Raw genomic sequence first — 16,133 nt, forward strand, 5'->3', positions numbered from 1 at the left:
TGTGTTCGTTGTCTTCTCGTTGGGTTTGCGGGGTGGGTGGGTGTTGTTTTCTGTGCTGTTCTGTCCCGCGGGCGGGGGGGGGGGGGGGGGGGGGGGGGGGGGGCCCCCCCCGCCCCCCCCCCGCCCCCCCCCCCCCCCCCCCCCCCCCCCCCCCCCCGCTCGCGGGACCCCACGCTCGCGGCGGCGGCGGCGGCGGCCGACCGCACCGCACGCCCACCCGCACCCCCCGCACTCCCACCCCCCCCACCCCCCCCCACCCGCCTCCACCCACCCCGCGGCGGGCGGCAGGCACTCGCGGGGCCCCTCACGTGTCGGCGGGCTCCAGTAGCGTCGGGACCATGGAATTCAGGTACCTGGGCAACTCCGGACTCAAGATCTCCGAGATCACCTACGGCAACTGGCTGACGCACGGCTCGCAGGTCGAGAACGACGTCGCCTCCCAGTGCGTGCGGGCAGCGCTCGACGCCGGCATCACCACGTTCGACACCGCGGACACGTACGCCAACACCGCCGCCGAGACCGTCCTCGGCGAAGCGCTCAAGGGCGAGCGGCGGGCGGGGCTCGAGGTCTTCACGAAGGTGTACTGGCCCACCGGGCCCAAGCAGCACAACGACGTCGGACTCTCCCGCAAGCACATCACGGAGTCGATCAACGGCTCGCTGACCCGCCTGCAGACCGACTACGTCGACCTCTACCAGGCGCACCGCTACGACCACGAGACCCCCCTCGAAGAGACCATGCAGGCCTTCGCGGACGTCGTCCGTCAGGGCAAGGCGCTCTACATCGGCGTCAGCGAGTGGAACGCCGAGCAGATCCGCGCCGGCGCAGCGCTCGCGAAGGAGCTCGGCTTCCAGCTCATCTCGAACCAGCCGCAGTACTCGATGCTGTGGCGGGTCATCGAGGGCGAGGTCGTCCCCGCCTCGAAGCAGCTCGGCCTGTCGCAGATCGTCTGGTCGCCCATCGCGCAGGGCGTGCTGACCGGCAAGTACAAGCCGGGTCAGCCGCTGCCCGAGGGCTCACGTGCCACGGATGAGAAGGGCGGCGCCGACATGATCAAACGGTTCATGCGCGACGAGGTCCTCGAGGCCGTGCAGCGCCTGCAGCCCGTCGCCGACCAGGCCGGCCTCACCCTCGCGCAGCTCGCGATCGCGTGGACCCTGCAGAACGACAACGTCGCCAGCGCCATCGTCGGTGCCTCGCGTCCGGAGCAGGTCACGGACAACGTCAAGGCCGCGGGCGTCACGCTCGATGCCGACGCGCTCGCCGCCATCGACGAGGCGCTGGGTGACCTCCCGGAGCGCGACGCGGCCAAGACCGTGTCCCCGGCGCAGCGTCCCGCCTGAGACGCGACCCACCATCGGACGGGAGGCCCGTGGCGATGCCGCCACGGGCCTCCCGTCCGCTTTTCGGTCGGCCGCACAGCCCTGTTGGCCTGCACAGACCGGTCCGGTCTGCACAGACCGGCCGTCCGTACCCCGGATGAACGGCACGTGTCGTGGAACTGGCAGACGCCTGGGTAAGCCCGTACCCCACCCAAACCACGAGCCACTTACCCCCGAATCGGGGGCATGACCCGAACTGATACCCCCGTTCTGGTGTCGCCCGACACCGGTACGGTGCCGACCGTGCGACCCGGCACGGTCTCGCGCCTGCTCGCCACCGCGAGGCAACTCGCGTCGTTCGGCACGATCGGTGCCGTCTGCTTCGTCATCGATCTGGGCATCTACAACCTGCTGCGCGCCACCGTCATGCCCGACGGTCCCATCGCCGCGAAGATCGTGTCGGCCGTCGTGGCGACCGCCGTGGCGTGGATCGGCAACCGATTCATCACGTTCCGCGCCGAGCGCCAGACCGGCCGCCGCGAGACCGTGCGCGAGGGGCTGCTCTTCGCTGCCACGAACCTGATCGGGCTCGGCATCGCCGCGGCCTGCCTGTTCGTCTCGCACTACGTCCTCGGGTTCACCTCGACCCTCGCCGACAACGTCGCCGGCAACGGCGTCGGCCTCGTGCTCGGAACCGCCTTCCGGTTCGCCGCGTACAAGGCCCTCGTCTTCCGTTCCACCGATGCTCGTCGCACGAAGGGGCTCGCCGCATGACCATCTCCGCCACGCTGCTGACGGCCGCAGGGCCGCTGCTCCAGCCGAACGAGGGGACCGCTCCGTCGAGCGTCCCGAACCGAGGGACCACCGACGTCCCGACCGGAGGCTCCGGTGCCGTCCAGCAGGCCGCGTGGTCGCTCGGTGAGTGGATCGGCTACTCCGCGCTCATCGCGATCTCCGTGCTGCTCACGATCGTCGCGCTGACGACGCTCTGGTGGATGCTGCACGCCTGGCGCTCGCGGGACGCGCTGAAGTCGACGAGCTTCAGCCAGACCCCGCGCCCGGCCGCGCACCGCTTCACCCTGCTGGTGCCCGGACGACACGAGCAGGAGGTCATGGGCCAGACGCTCGACATGCTCGCGAAGCAGGATCACCCCGACTTCGAGATCATCGCGATCGTCGGCGAGGACGACCCGGAGACGGACGCCGTCGTCCGCGCCGCCGCAGCCCGCCACCCCGAGCTGATCCGGGTGGTCGTCGACGACACCCTGCCGAAGAACAAGCCGAAGGCGATGAACCTGGCGCTGCAGTACGCGACCGGTGACGTCGTCGGTGTGTTCGACGCCGAGGACGAGGTCTACCCGCACCTGCTCACCCTGGTGGACTCGCGGTTCCAGGAGACCGGGGCCGACGTCGTGCAGGGCGGCGTGCAGCTGATGAACTTCAAGTCCAGCTGGTGGTCGCTGCGGAACGTCCTGGAGTACTACTTCTGGTTCCGCTCGCGCCTGCACTTCCACGCCGGCTCGAAGTTCATCCCGCTCGGCGGCAACACCGTCTTCGTGACGAAGGAGCGCCTCGACTGGTCGAACGGCTGGGACGCGCACTGCCTCGCCGAGGACTGCGAGCTCGGTGTCCGTCTGTCCGCCGACGGCGCGAAGGTCGTCGTCGCGTACAGCCCCGAGGCCGTCACCCGCGAGGAGACCCCGCCGACCTTCGCCTCGCTGCTCAAGCAGCGGACGCGCTGGAACCAGGGCTTCCTGCAGGTGCTCGGCAAGGGGGAGTGGAAGAAGCTGCCGTCGTTCCGTCAGCGCTTCTTCGCCCGGTACATGCTGACCATGCCGTTCATCCAGGCGGCCACCGGACTGCTCATCCCGCTCAGTGTCCTGATGATCTTGTTCGTCAAGGTGCCGACGGCGATCGCCCTGGTGTCGTTCATCCCGGTGGCACCGACGCTCATGCTGCTGGCCGTCGAGGTCGTCGGCCTCAACGAGTTCGGTCGCATCTACAAGGAGAAGGTCCGGTTCCGCGACTACGTGAAGCTCGTGCTCGGTCTCGTGCCGTACCAGATCTTCCTCGCCGCAGCAGCCGTCCGAGCCGTCGTCCGCCACGCCAAGGGGCAGAACGGCTGGGAGAAGACGGAGCACACGGGCCAGCACCGGAACGCCGAGCAGCCCGCCGAGGTCGTCGGCTTCGCGTCGGAGTTGACCGGTTCCGCGGGCGCGACGTCTTCTTCGTCTTCGTCTTCGTCTTCGTCTTCCGAGCGTGAGCTCGCCGGTACGACCACAGGAGGGACCCGATGACCGCCAGCATCACCAACACCACCGGCATCCCGATCCGCGGTGCCGTCGCGGGGAACCACACCGGCATCGGCGCCTGGTTCCGCCGGCACGCCGCGAGCCTGACGTGGCTGCTGCCCGTCGTCGCCGTCACCGTCATCGTGCAGGCGTGGAACATGTCCGGCACCCCGCAGCGGATCGACGACGAGGGCACGTACACGGCGCAGGCCTGGGCGATCATGCACCTCGGCGAGATCACGCACTACACGTACTGGTACGACCACCCGCCACTCGGCTGGATCCAGATCGCCGGCTACACCGGTCTGACCGGGGCGTTCGCGCGCTACCCGTTCGCCGTCGAGGCCGGCCGCGAGGCGATGGTCTTCTTCTCCGCCGTCTCCAGCATCCTGCTGTTCGTCCTGGCCCGCCGCCTCGGTGCCGGTCGGATCACCGCTGCCGCAGCCGGACTCGTCTTCGCGTTGTCGCCGCTCGCCTTGCAGTACCACCGCACGGTCTACATCGACAACGTCGCGACGCCGTGGTTGCTCGCCGCGTTCGTCCTCGTCCTGAGCCGTCGCCAGCAGCTCGCCGGGTTCGCCGGCGCCGCTGCGTGCCTCGGCATCGCGGTGCTCTCCAAGGAGACGTACCTGCTCGCCCTGCCGTTCCTCATCTGGATGGCGATCCGTCGCGCCGACAAGAGCACCCGCCGCTACACGCTGAGCGTCGCCGGTGCCGTGCTCGTGGTGATCGGCGGCGGGTACCTGCTGCTCGCCGCGGTCAAGGGCGAGCTGTTGCCGAGCAGTGGTCGGGTCAGCCTGTTCGAGGGCATCACCTACCAGCTCGGCTCGCGCTCGGCATCGGGTTCGCTGTTCGACCCGGGCAGCCTGGCCAACGCCGCCGCGTCGCAGTGGTGGGCGCTCGACCCGGTGTTCATCGTGCTCGGCTCGGCCGCTGCGGTCGTCGGGCTCTTCCTGCGCCGGGTCCGTCCGATCGCCGCGATGCTCGTCTTCCTGCTCGCGATGATGTTCCGCCCGAACGGGTACCTGCCGGTGCCGTACGTCATCATGCTCATCCCGTTCGCCGCCCTGCTGGTCGCCTACACGGCCGAGCGTGCCGTCCTGGCGATCGCCGGGCGGGTCCGCACCCGAACCCGCCTCGGCGCTGGGACCCGTCGTGGCCTCGGCATCACCTGGGCCGTCACCACCGCGGTCGCACTCGTCGTGGCGGTGCCGCTCTGGGGAACACAGCTGCGCGGCTTCGTGCTGGGCAACCTCGACCTGCCGATGCAGCAGGCCGAGCAGTGGGTCGGGGACAACGTCTCGAAGTCCTCCCGACTGCTGGTGGACGACGCCATGTGGGTCGACCTCGTCGAGGACGGCTTCGCCCGGAACAACGTGGTCTGGTACTACAAGCTCGACACCGACGGAGCCGTGGAGCGCCAGTCGCCCAACGGGTGGAAGGACTCGGACTACGTCATCACGACGGACTCCATGCGGACCGGCGGCAACTCGTCGTCCGACATCCGCCAGGCGATCGAGAACTCGACGGCCGTCGCGACCTTCGGGTCCGGTGACCAGCAGGTCGAGGTCCGACGCATCCACGCCGAGGGGTCGACGGCCGCACAGACCGCGATCACCCGGGCCAGCGACCTGCGGAAGACCATGGGCACCGAGCTGGCGTCGAACCCGGCGCTCCGGGCCGACGACGGCACGAAGTCGCAGTTCCGTGCGGGTCAGGTCGACTCGCGAGCGATGATCGCGCTCGGCCAGGTTCTCGCCGACCAGGACGTCCGCGTCGACCGCTTCACCCCGCTCACGGGCGAGACCGGCCAGCCGTTCCGCACCGCCGTCCTGCACACGAGCGACGCTGCCTCGGCGGAGCGCGTGGCCGCCACCCTCGAGGCGATGCCCGATTCGTTCCGGCCGGCGTCGGTCGAGCGTGAGGGCGAACGCCTCACCGTCACCTACACCCCGGCGGACCCGACCACGACCGCGACGAGCGCCTCGTGACCCGCCGCCCCGCCGAGCGGCGCGCCGCCCGGATCGCCGAGCGGGCGAAATGCCCGGGTGCTCCGGACGCCGACCCCGGTATTTCGCCCGCTCGCGGGGCGGCTCGCGGGGCGGCCCGCGAGAACACCCCCGGGAACGCCCGCAGCACCCCCGGGAACGCCCGCAGCACCACCGCACACAACTCGACCAGCACCACGACCCGAAGGAGCACGACCATGACCGCACACACCCAGCGACGCCGCACCGTCGTCGTCGGCGCACTCGCAGCGACCCTCGTCGCCGCGACCGTCGGACTCGCAGCACCCCAGACCGCCTCCGCCGCGACCGCCGACGAGGGCTGGCTCCGCGTCGGCCACCTCTCGCCCGACACCAAGGGCGTCGACGTCGAACTGTCCAGCCTGTCCGGTGGCAAGACGATCTTCGAGCTCGACGACGTCACGTACGGCCAGGTCAGCAAGTACCAGGAGCTCCCGGTCGGCACCTACGTGCTGTCGATGCGGGCCTCGGACGCCCCGGACTCCACGCCGGTGATCTCCACCGACGTCAAGGTCGACAAGGGCGACGCGAGCACGGTCGTCGCGTACGGCAAGAACACCGACCTCAAGACGACGGCGTTCACCGACGACCTGCAGCAGCCCGGCGACGGCAAGGCGAAGCTCCGGCTCGTCCAGGCCGCCACCACGGCGAAGCAGGTCGACGTGAGCACCTCCGAGGGCACCGCCATCGCCGAGGGAGCGAAGTTCGGCACCGCCACCAAGTACGCCACCGTCGACTCCGGCAAGTGGACGCTCGACGTCTCCGGCAGCGGCCAGCAGGGCACCGCCAGCGTCGACCTCGCGGGCAACACGGTCTCCACCCTGTTCGTCCTCGACGACAGCAAGGGCGACCTGACGGTCGTGCCGGTCACGGACGCCGCAGCCACCGCCGCGACGCCGACCGGCGGCGTGCAGACGGGTGGCGGCGGCGCAGCCGCCGACCGCCCGATGACGGAGGCCGTCCACACGGCCATCGCAGCGCTCCGCTCGCTGTACCGCTGACGCCCTGGCCGGGAGGCACGGATCACGTGCGCCGTCACGCTCACGTGATCCGGCCCTCCCCACCGGCACGGCCGGTCCGCCGCTGGCGCGTCGGCCCGGAACCGGCGTCGTAGGCCGACCCGCCAGATCCATCGTCACCATCCACGGAAAGGCAGGCCAGCATGACCCGCAGGACCTGGATACCCGTCACCGCCGCAGCGGCGGTGGTCGTCGCCGTCGGCGTCGCGCTCATCGCGGTTCGCCCGTGGGGGCAGGACACCGAGGCCTCGAGCGGCTCGGTCGCCACCCCGACCTCGACCAGCGCGCCCGACGCGGCACGCTCCCCGAAGGAGCTCCGCACGGAGTTCCTCGACCGGTACGTGCAGGACGGCCGTGTCGTCCGCACCGACCAGGGCGACGACACCGTCAGCGAGGGACAGGCCTACGGGCTGCTCATCGCCTTCGCGAACGGTGACCGCGACCGGTTCGACGACATCTGGAAGTGGACGAAGACGCACATGCTGACCGACGACGACCTGCTCGCCTGGCGTTGGACGCCCGACGACGGTGTCGCCGACGAGCAGCCGGCCAGTGACGCCGACCTCGACGCCGCGCGGGCCCTGGTCCTCGCCGGTGATGCCTGGGGCGAGGACCGCTACACCGCAGCTGGCAAGCGCATCGCCTCGGCGATCCTGGAACACGAGACCGCGACCACGGAGCTCGGCACGATCCTGCTGCCCGGGCCGTGGGCGGACTCCGAGCCGTACCGGTACAACGCCTCGTACGCGTCTCCGGCAGCCTTCGCGGTGCTGGCGAAGGCCACGGGCGACGACCGCTGGACCACGCTGAACCGTGGGTCCCGCGCGGCGACCGCGGCGGTGCTCGACGAGTCGCAGCTGCCGAGCGACTGGTCGCAGGTGCACGCCGATGGCACCGTCGACCCGATGCCCGCCACCGGTGGAGACCAGCGCGTGCTGTACGGCTACGACGCGATGCGGACGCCCGTCCGCTACGCCGAGGCCTGCTCCGCCGACGACCGCGCCCTCGCCGGATCGCTCGCGCCGACCCTGCGTCGGACGACGCAGCTCGCGGCGCAGCTCGACCTGGGCGGCACCGCCGTGACCGGGGACACGAACGCCCTGGCGTACACCGCCCGGGCCGCCGCCGAGTACGCGGCCGGTTCCTCCGGTGCGGCCGCCGACGACCTGGAGCGGGCCGACCGGACGGCTGCCACCACGCCGACGTACTACGGGGACGCCTGGGCCGCACTCGGTTCGACCATGCTCACGTCGGACGTGCTCGGCGGCTGCGCGACGACGGCCGGAGGCGCATCGTGACCGGCCGGCGATCCGCCGGGCGTGGTCCGGCGTTCGGACGTCGTGGCGTGGTGATCGGGGCCGTGCTCGCCGCGGTCGTCGTGGGCGGCGGCGTCACCGGTGTGGCGCTCGCGTCGACCGTCGGCAGCGACGGGTCGGACGGGCGGGCCGGTTCGGCGGCGTCGAGTTCGGCGTCGGCATCTGCTTCTGCTTCTGCTTCTGCAGGGTCGGGCATCGAGGGGTTCCAGGACCCGGCGGCACCCGCTGCCCGATCCGAGGCAACCCCCGTCAGTGTCTCGATCCCCGCGATCGGCGTGCAGTCGAACCTCGAGGACCTGCACCGCGGCACGGCCGGCGAACTCGACCCGCCGGTCGACTGGGACAGCGCCGGGTGGTTCAGCGACGGCATCGTCCCCGGTGAGGTCGGCCCGGCCGTCATCGCCGGCCACGTCGACAGCCCGACGAGCGCCGCCGTGTTCTTCCGGCTCGACGAACTGGTCGCCGGCGACGAGATCCACGTCGCGATGTCCGACGGCAGCACCCGCACGTTCACCGTCGACCGCTCGGAACGCGCCGCCAAGTCGGCGTTCCCTACGAGCGACGTCTACGGCACCACCCCGACCCCCCAACTCCGACTGATCACCTGCGACGGCGTGTTCGACACCGCCACCGGGCACTACACGGACAACCTGATCGTGTTCGCAGACCTCTCGTCGGACTGACCCACCACCGACCGATACATTCGATGTGGAGCACGAGGAGCACCATGAGCGAGACCCTGGTCATCATCCCGACCTACGACGAGGCGGAGAACGTCCGTCCCATCGTCGAGCGCACGCTCGCCGCGACCGACGAGAACGTGCACGTGCTCGTCGTCGACGACAACTCACCCGACGGCACCGGTGACATCGCCGACGCGATCGCCCGCGAGACCGACCGCGTGCACGTCATGCACCGGACGGTGAAGGACGGCCTCGGCGGCGCGTACCTGTCCGGGTTCGCGTGGGGCCTCGAGCACGGCTACGCCAAGCTCGTCGAGATGGACGCCGACGGCTCGCACCACCCCGAGTACCTGCCGTGGATGCTCGAGCTCGCGGACACGAACGACCTCGTGCTCGGGTCCCGCTGGATCAAGGGCGGCAAGGTCGAGAACTGGCCCTGGTACCGCGAACTGCTCTCCCGCGGCGGCAACCTCTACACGCGCCTGGCCCTCGGCATCGCTGTCCGCGACGCCACCGGCGGGTTCCGGGTCTTCACCTCGCGGGCGTTCGAGCGGATCGACCTGGCCGGCGTCGCGTCGAAGGGGTACTGCTTCCAGGTCGACCTGTGCTGGCGTGCCCTCGAGGCCGGTCTGCGCGTCGTCGAGACCCCGATCACGTTCACCGAGCGGGAGTTCGGTGTCTCGAAGATGAGCGGCAACATCGTGCGCGAGAGCCTGGCCCTCGTGACGAAGTGGGGCATCGACCGCCGCATCCGCGAGACCCGTTCCCTGGTCAAGGACCACCGGAAGCTGCCGTCCGTGCGCACCAACGCACACGCCGTGGCCGACCACGCGGCCTGACCCGCTGGAACGGCGTCCGACGTCGGCGTCCGACGTCGGCGCCCGGCGTCGGTACCGCGAAAGCGACAGTGTCCCGCGAACCATTCGCAGGACACTGTCGCTTTCGCGGATCGGGCTCCCATGGGCAGCCCGGTCGCCGAGCGCACTGACTAGCGCAGCACCACCACGCCCCGCCCGCGGAACCGCACGCAGTCCGTCGCGACGTCGGCCGCTCCGAACCGGTAGAGCTCTTCGCCGGTGGCACCGGGGACCGGCACCTCGGCAGCGTCGTCGAGGAAGTTCACCACGACGTGCACGGGTGCCACGTCCGGTCCGAGCAGCCCACGTGTGAGCACCAGCCACCGCCGGTCCTCGCTGAACCGCACGGCGTTCGCCTCGTACCGGTGGTCGACGAAGGCCTGGTCGGTCCGGCGCAGGGCGACGAGCACCCGGTAGGCGCGCAGGATCGCCGCACCCCGCTCGGAACTGACGTCGGCCCAGTCGAGCTTCGAGTTCGTGAACGTCGTCGGGTCCTGCGGGTCCGGCACGGCCGACTCGTCCCAGCCGTGCTCCGCGAACTCGCGGATGCGGCCCTCGGCCGTCGCCTTGCCGAGCTCGGGCTCCGGGTGCGACGTGAAGAACTGCCACGGTGTCGTCGCGGCGAACTCCTCGCCCATGAACAGCATGGGCGTGAACGGACCCAGCAGCGTCAGCGCCGCGGCGATGACGAGGCCTTCGTCGTCGAGCGTCGCCGCCAGACGGTCGCCCGCCGCGCGGTTGCCGATCTGGTCGTGGTTCTGGTTCGTGACCACCAGGGCCGTCGCCGGGGAGGTCCCACGGTCGATCGGTTGCCCGTGGCGTCGGCCACGGAACGACGACCACGTGCCGTCGTGGAAGAACCCGTGGTCGAGCACCTTCGCGAGCGCCGACAGCGGTGCGAAGTCGGCGTAGTAGCCGTTCGTCTCGCCCGTCAGCGCCACGTGCACGGCGTGGTGGAAGTCGTCGGACCACTGTCCGGCGAGCCCGTACCCGGCGGCTTCCCGCGGGCGGAACATCACCGGGTCGTTGAGGTCCGACTCGGCGATCAGCGACAGCGGACGACCGACGAAGGAACCGTAGGCGTCCGTCTCGTCGGCCATCTCGGCCAGCACGTGCGGTCGGGTGGTGTCGCGGATCGCGTGCACGGCGTCGAGTCTGAGCCCGTCGACGTGGTGGTCGCGGAACCACATGCGCACGTTGTCGAGGACGTACCGACGCACCTCGGGGTGCTCGACGTTCACCGAGTCACCCCACGTGTTCGCGAGCCCCTGCACCAGGTACGGCCCGAACAGCGGCAGGTAGTTGCCGCTCGGCCCGAGGTGGTTGTAGACGACGTCCTGGATGACGCCCAGACCGAGTGCGTGCGCCGTGTCGACGAAGCGGTCGTAGGCTTCGGGGCCGCCGTACGGGGCGTGCACCGCGTACCAGGCGACCCCGTCGTAGCCCCAGTTCCACTCGCCGTTCACACCGTTCACGGGCAGCAGTTCGACGAACTCGACGCCGAGCTCGACCAGGTGGTCGAGCTTCTGCGCCGCCGCGTCGAGGGTGCCCTCCGGCGTGTACGTGCCGACGTGCATCTCGTAGATCACGGCACCGCGGGCTGGACGTCCGGTCCACGACTCGTCGGTCCACGCGAAGCGCGCAGGGTCGACGACGGCGGACGTGCCGTGCACTCCGTCCGGCTGGAAGCGACTGCGGGGGTCGGGTCGCACCGCGTCGTCGTCGCCGAGGCGGAACCCGTAGCGGGCACCGACGACCGGCATGATCGCGTCGGTCGACCACCAGTCGTCGTCGCCCCGGGTCAGCGGGTACTCGACGTCGTCGACGACGAGCCGGACGCGGTCCGGCTCTGGCGCCCAGACGGCGTAACGGTCGGGTGCGGTCATGCGTGACCCTCCAGGATGTCGATCTCCGCTTGCGCGTCGGATTCGGTCGCCGGGGTGGTCCGGGCGGTCGACCGGGAGGCCCGTTCCGAGCCGGACGCGTCGGTCACCGTGTCGGCGTGGCCGGGTTCCCCGACCGTGGCGGCCGGCACGAGCAGCGCGACCGGGTAGGTGGTGAGCAGGTCCGCGAGGGCGATGCCCCGGCTGGCCGGGAAGGACCTGCCGGTGAGCAGGTCGACCCGGTCGACGGGGACGGCGTGCACGAGGGTGTCACCCCAGCCACCGACCCGTTCGAGGCCGATCGGCAGTCGCGTGGCGATCGTCACGGCACCGCCGCGGTCGAACGCGACGACGTGGTCCGCCGCGCTGCCCGTCGCCTCGAGCGCGAGGTACCGCGTGAAGAGCTCCGGGTGGTCGCGGCGGAGACGGAGTGCACGGGCGGTCACGAGGAGCTTCGCGGCGCCGTCGATCCCGATCGCCGGGAGGTCCTCGGGGCCGTCGTCGTCCGGGCCGTCGATCTCGGCGAGGACGTGGCGCCGTTCGGCGTAGTCCACGGCTCGGCGGTTGTCGGGGTCGACGAGGGACCGGTCCCAGAACTCGGTGCCCTGGTAGACGTCGGGGACGCCGGGTGCCGTGAGCTGCACGAGCTTCTGCGCGAGCCCGTTCGACCACCCCGCCGCGTCGATCCGTTCGTCGAGGGCATCGAGCACGGCCACCACCGCGGGCTCGTCGAACGCTGCGTCGACGAGGGCGTGCATGCGCTCCTCGAACCCCGCGTCCGGCTCGGTCCAGGTGGTGCTGTCGCCGGCTTCGCGTGATGCCTTCTCGGCGTAGGCGTGCAACCGCTCACGACTCGCGGGCCGGGCGCCGACGATCGCCTGCCAGAGGAGGTCCGCGAACACGCGGTCCTCGAGCGGGACGAGGGACTGCAACCGGTCGAGCGCGTCGGCCCACTCGCTGCCGAGCTCGGCCAGGACCGCGATGCGTGCGCGGGTGTCCTCGCTGCGCTTCGTGTCGTGGGTGGTGAGGGTCGTCATGGTGTGCGGCCAGCTGCCGAGTCGGTCGCGCTGCGCCTGGTGGAAGTCGGCCACGGACACCGCGAAGACGCTCGGGTCACCCCCGACCTCGCTCAGGGACGTCAGGCGCGATGTGCGGTAGAACGCGGTGTCCTCGACGCCCTTGGCCATCACCATGCCGCTCGTCTGCTGCAGGCGGATCGCGGCGGCGTTCTCCGGGTCGACGAGCGCCGGGGCGATCCGGTCGATGACGTCGTCGAGGTCGGGACGGGCCTCTGCCGCGCGTTCGAGCGACGCGATGAGGTGGTGCGCGCCCTCGGGCAGGTAGGTGCGGTACACGTCGAACGACGCCACGACCTCGGCGAGGGCGTCGACGAGCCGTTCGTGCGTGATCGCGTCCGCTCCGGCGGTGACCGGCGCGAGCAGTCGGGCGAGTCGCTCGACCTCGCTGCCGAGGATCCCGTCGGCGATGCCGCGGCGGGTGTCGTGCGTGAGCTGCTGCCAGTCGGCGGGCTCCGCGCCCGATGCCGCGGTCAGCGCGGGTTCGCCCGCGGGGTCGACGAGCACACGGTCCAGGACGCCGAGCGCGTCGTACCCGGTCGTGCCGTCGACCGGCCAGGAGCTCGGGAGCTCCTCGCCGGGTTCGAGGATCTTCTCGACGAGGGTGTACGCACCGCCGGTCAGCTCGGCGAGGTCCTGCAGGTAGCCGGCGGGGTCGTACAGTCCGTCCGGGTGGTCGATGCGCAGTCCGTCGACGAGGCCGTCGCGGAACCAGCCGCCGATGACGCCGTGCGACGCCGCGAACACCTCGGGTTCCTCGACCCGGATGGCCGCGAGCGTGTTCACCGCGAAGAACCGGCGGTAGTTCAGCTCGTGGTCCGCACGCTTCCAGTGCACGAACGCGTAGTGCTGCAGCGCGTGCACGGCCTCGACCGAGTCGCCCGGGTGGGCGGTGCCCGGCGCGGTCGGGTACGCGGTCTCGCCGACCCGGAGCACCGGGTGCTCGGCGTCGGACGTGTCGAGCGTCACCGCGTCGAGCAGCCGGTCGTCGAGGACCGGCACCCGGACCTTGCCGTCGCCGGCGTCCCAGTCGACGTCGAACGCCCAGGCGACGGGGGAGCCCTGGCCGAGTTCGAGCAGGGACCACCACCACGGGTTGACCGCCGGGGTGGCGACCCCGACGTGGTTCGGGACGACGTCGACCAGCACGCCGAGCCCGACCGCGTGCGCGGCCTCGGCGAGGACCCGGAGGGCCTCGTCGCCGCCGCGGTCGGTGTCGACGTGCGTGTGGTCGACGACGTCGTAGCCGTGGTTCGAGCCGGGCTCCGACTGCAGGACCGGCGACAGGTACAGCCAGTCGGCCCCGAGGTCGTGCACGTAGTCGACGAGGTCGCGTGCGGCGGCCAGGTCGAAGTCCGCCGACACCTGCAGCCGGTACGTCGAGACGGGCACGCGACGCCCGGCCCCCGTCGTGCCGGTCGTCATCGCGCGGTGCCGCTCGGTGCGGTGGAACCGGCCGGGTTGGCCGGGGTGACGGCGTCCTGCGGGGACCGGGGCTCGGGGGCGCCGTCGTGGTGCTGCACCTCGACCGGGGTGACCGAGACCTCGTGGTTCGGCTCGGCACGCAGGACGATCATCGACCGCGCCGGCACGTCGAGCGGTGTGCCCGCCTCGACGATGTCGTCGCGGGCACCGGGCTCGGCGGTGTCGATGCGGACCGTCCAGCCGGGTGCGTACTCCTCGGGCGGCAGCGTGAAGGTCACGACGTCGTCGTGGGCGTTGAAGTACGTGATGAACGCAACGTCGGTGACGCGCTCGCCGCGGGAGTCACGCCCGCGGATGCCGTCGCCGTTCAGGTACATGCCGACGCTCTTGCCGAAACCGGAGTCCCAGTCCTCCGGCGACATGGCGTCGCCCTCGGGCGTGAGCCAGACCACGTCGGGCAGCGGCTCGTCCTGACCACGGCGCACCGGGCGCCCGTTGAAGTACCGGGTGCGGCGGAACGTCGGGTGGTCGTGGCGCAGCTTGACGACGTCGGCCGTGAACTGGACGAGGTCGTCGTCCGCGGTGTCCCAGTCGATCCAGCTGAGCTCGGAGTCCTGTGCGTAGACGTTGTTGTTGCCGGACTGCGAACGGCCGAGCTCGTCACCGTGGGCGATCATCGGCACGCCCTGGCTGAGGAGCAGCGTCGCCAGGAAGTTCCGGCGTCGCTGGAGCCGCAGGGCGTTCACGGACTCGTCGTCCGTCGGGCCCTCGGCGCCGGAGTTCCAGGACCGGTTGTGGCTCTCGCCGTCGTTGTTGTCCTCGCCGTTGGCGTCGTTGTGCTTCTCGTTGTAGGCGACGAGGTCGTACAGCGTGAAGCCGTCGTGGGCGGTGATGAAGTTGATGCTCGCCTTGGGCGTCCGGCCGTCGTGCTCGTACAGGTCGGCCGAGCCGGAGATGCGCGAGGCGAACTCACCGAGGGTCGACGACTCGCCGCGCCAGAAGTCGCGCACGGTGTCGCGGTACTTGCCGTTCCACTCGGACCACTGGGGCGGGAAGTTGCCGACCTGGTAGCCGCCGGGGCCGACGTCCCACGGCTCGGCGATGAGCTTGACCTGCGACACGATCGGGTCCTGCTGCACGAGCTCGAAGAACGCGGACAGCCGGTCCACCTCGTAGAACTCGCGGGCGAGCGCCGAGGCGAGGTCGAAGCGGAAGCCGTCGACGTGCATCTCGGTCACCCAGTAGCGCAGGGAGTCGAGGATGAGCTGCAGCGAGTGCGGGTGCCCGACGTTGAGCGAGTTCCCGGTGCCCGTGTAGTCCATGTAGAACTTCTTGTCGTCGTCCACCAGGCGGTAGTACGCCGCGTTGTCGATGCCGCGGAACGACAGCGTCGGCCCGAGGTGGTTGCCCTCGGCGGTGTGGTTGTAGACGACGTCGAGCACGACCTCGATGCCGGCACGGTGGAGCTCCCGCACCATCGTCTTGAACTCCTGCACCTGCTGCCCCTGGTCGCCCGAGGACGAGTACGAGGAGTGCGGCGCGAAGAAGCCGATGGTGTTGTAGCCCCAGTAGTTCGACAGCCCCTTGTCCTGCAGGGTCGAGTCGTTCACGAACTGGTGCACCGGCATGAGCTCGAGCGTCGTGATGCCGAGTCGCTTCAGGTGCTCGATGACCGCGGGGTGCGAGACGCCGGCGTAGGTGCCGCGCTGCTCTTCGGGTACGTCGGGGTGGGTCTCGGTGAGGCCCTTGACGTGCGCTTCGTAGATGACCGTCTCGCCGTAGGGCGTGCGCGGTGCGCGGTCGCCCTGCCAGTCGAAGAACGGGTTGATCACGACGCCCTTCATCATGTGCGCCGCGGAGTCGTCGTCGTTCGTCGAGTCCGGGTCGCCGAACGTGTAGGCGAAGAGCGACTGGTCCCAGTCGATCTCGCCGCTCGTCGCCTTGGCGTAGGGGTCGAGCAGGAGCTTCGACGGATTGCAGCGTGCACCGTTGTCGGGGTCGTACGGGCCGTGGACACGGAAGCCGTACTCCTGGCCGGGGCCGACGTTCGGCAGGTATGCGTGCCAGACGTAGGCGTCGACCTCGACGAGGGGGATGCACTCTTCGTTGCCGTCGGTGTCGAACAGACAGAGTTCGACGCGCTCGGCGACCTCACTGAAGAGCGCGAAGTTCGTGCCGCTTCCGTCGTAGGTCGCCCCGAGCGGGTACGGGTTGCCGGGCCAGGTGTGCAAACG

11 protein-coding genes are annotated in these 16,133 nt (G+C 70.8%); 8 read left to right on the forward strand and 3 right to left on the reverse strand.

The features are described 5' to 3' along the window. Window positions 1-338: 338 nt before the first annotated feature. From EDF40_RS17090 to EDF40_RS17125, 8 genes are all read left to right on the forward strand, one after another. Window positions 339-1,343 (forward strand): aldo/keto reductase family protein, encoded by a 1,005-nt coding sequence (locus EDF40_RS17090; protein ID WP_123341141.1) that lies wholly within the window; start codon window positions 339-341, stop codon window positions 1,341-1,343. Between the two features lie 282 nt (window positions 1,344-1,625). Further along, window positions 1,626-2,096, forward strand: coding sequence for a GtrA family protein (locus EDF40_RS17095; RefSeq protein ID WP_235036072.1), 471 nt, complete (start codon window positions 1,626-1,628; stop codon window positions 2,094-2,096). After that, window positions 2,093-3,619 carry a glycosyltransferase gene (locus EDF40_RS17100; protein WP_185003187.1) on the forward strand — a complete coding sequence of 509 codons (1,527 nt, stop codon included), beginning with the start codon at window positions 2,093-2,095 and terminating at the stop codon, window positions 3,617-3,619. The genes EDF40_RS17095 and EDF40_RS17100 overlap by 4 nt, the downstream gene beginning before the upstream one ends. Beyond that, entirely contained in the window at window positions 3,616-5,604 is a 1,989-nt protein-coding gene (locus EDF40_RS17105; protein WP_123341140.1) for a glycosyltransferase family 39 protein, read from the forward strand. The genes EDF40_RS17100 and EDF40_RS17105 overlap by 4 nt, the downstream gene beginning before the upstream one ends. Before the next feature lie 215 nt (window positions 5,605-5,819). Then, window positions 5,820-6,641: a DUF4397 domain-containing protein gene (locus tag EDF40_RS17110; protein ID WP_123294030.1), complete on the forward strand. Its 822-nt coding sequence runs from the start codon at window positions 5,820-5,822 to the stop codon at window positions 6,639-6,641. 161 nt (window positions 6,642-6,802) lie between these two features. Beyond that, window positions 6,803-7,957 carry a glycosyl hydrolase family 8 gene (locus tag EDF40_RS17115; protein ID WP_123341139.1) on the forward strand — a complete coding sequence of 385 codons (1,155 nt, stop codon included), beginning with the start codon at window positions 6,803-6,805 and terminating at the stop codon, window positions 7,955-7,957. Then, entirely contained in the window at window positions 7,954-8,658 is a 705-nt protein-coding gene (locus EDF40_RS17120) for a class F sortase (RefSeq protein WP_123341138.1), read from the forward strand. Before EDF40_RS17115 ends, EDF40_RS17120 begins: the two co-directional genes overlap by 4 nt. A 44-nt stretch (window positions 8,659-8,702) precedes the next feature. Continuing rightward, a complete protein-coding gene (locus EDF40_RS17125) occupies window positions 8,703-9,497 on the forward strand; it encodes a polyprenol monophosphomannose synthase (protein WP_123294027.1) in 795 nt (264 codons plus the stop codon). A 149-nt stretch (window positions 9,498-9,646) separates the two neighbouring features. On the opposite strand, the gene treZ is transcribed toward EDF40_RS17125, so the two are convergent. Genes treZ through glgX form a run of 3 tightly spaced genes read right to left on the reverse strand, consistent with a single transcriptional unit; the run spans window position 9,647 to window position 16,130 of the window. Continuing rightward, window positions 9,647-11,401, reverse strand: coding sequence for a malto-oligosyltrehalose trehalohydrolase (gene treZ, locus EDF40_RS17130; RefSeq protein ID WP_123341136.1), 1,755 nt, complete (start codon window positions 11,399-11,401; stop codon window positions 9,647-9,649). Next, complete coding sequence (gene treY / locus EDF40_RS17135; RefSeq protein ID WP_123341135.1) at window positions 11,398-13,899, reverse strand: malto-oligosyltrehalose synthase; 2,502 nt, start codon at window positions 13,897-13,899, stop codon at window positions 11,398-11,400. Before treY ends, treZ begins: the two co-directional genes overlap by 4 nt. Continuing rightward, window positions 13,896-16,130, reverse strand: coding sequence for a glycogen debranching protein GlgX (glgX, locus tag EDF40_RS17140; RefSeq protein ID WP_123341134.1), 2,235 nt, complete (start codon window positions 16,128-16,130; stop codon window positions 13,896-13,898). The genes treY and glgX overlap by 4 nt, the downstream gene beginning before the upstream one ends. Window positions 16,131-16,133 lie beyond the last annotated feature (3 nt).

The organism is Curtobacterium sp. PhB170, from assembly GCF_003752345.1.
Lineage (GTDB): Bacteria > Actinomycetota > Actinomycetes > Actinomycetales > Microbacteriaceae > Curtobacterium.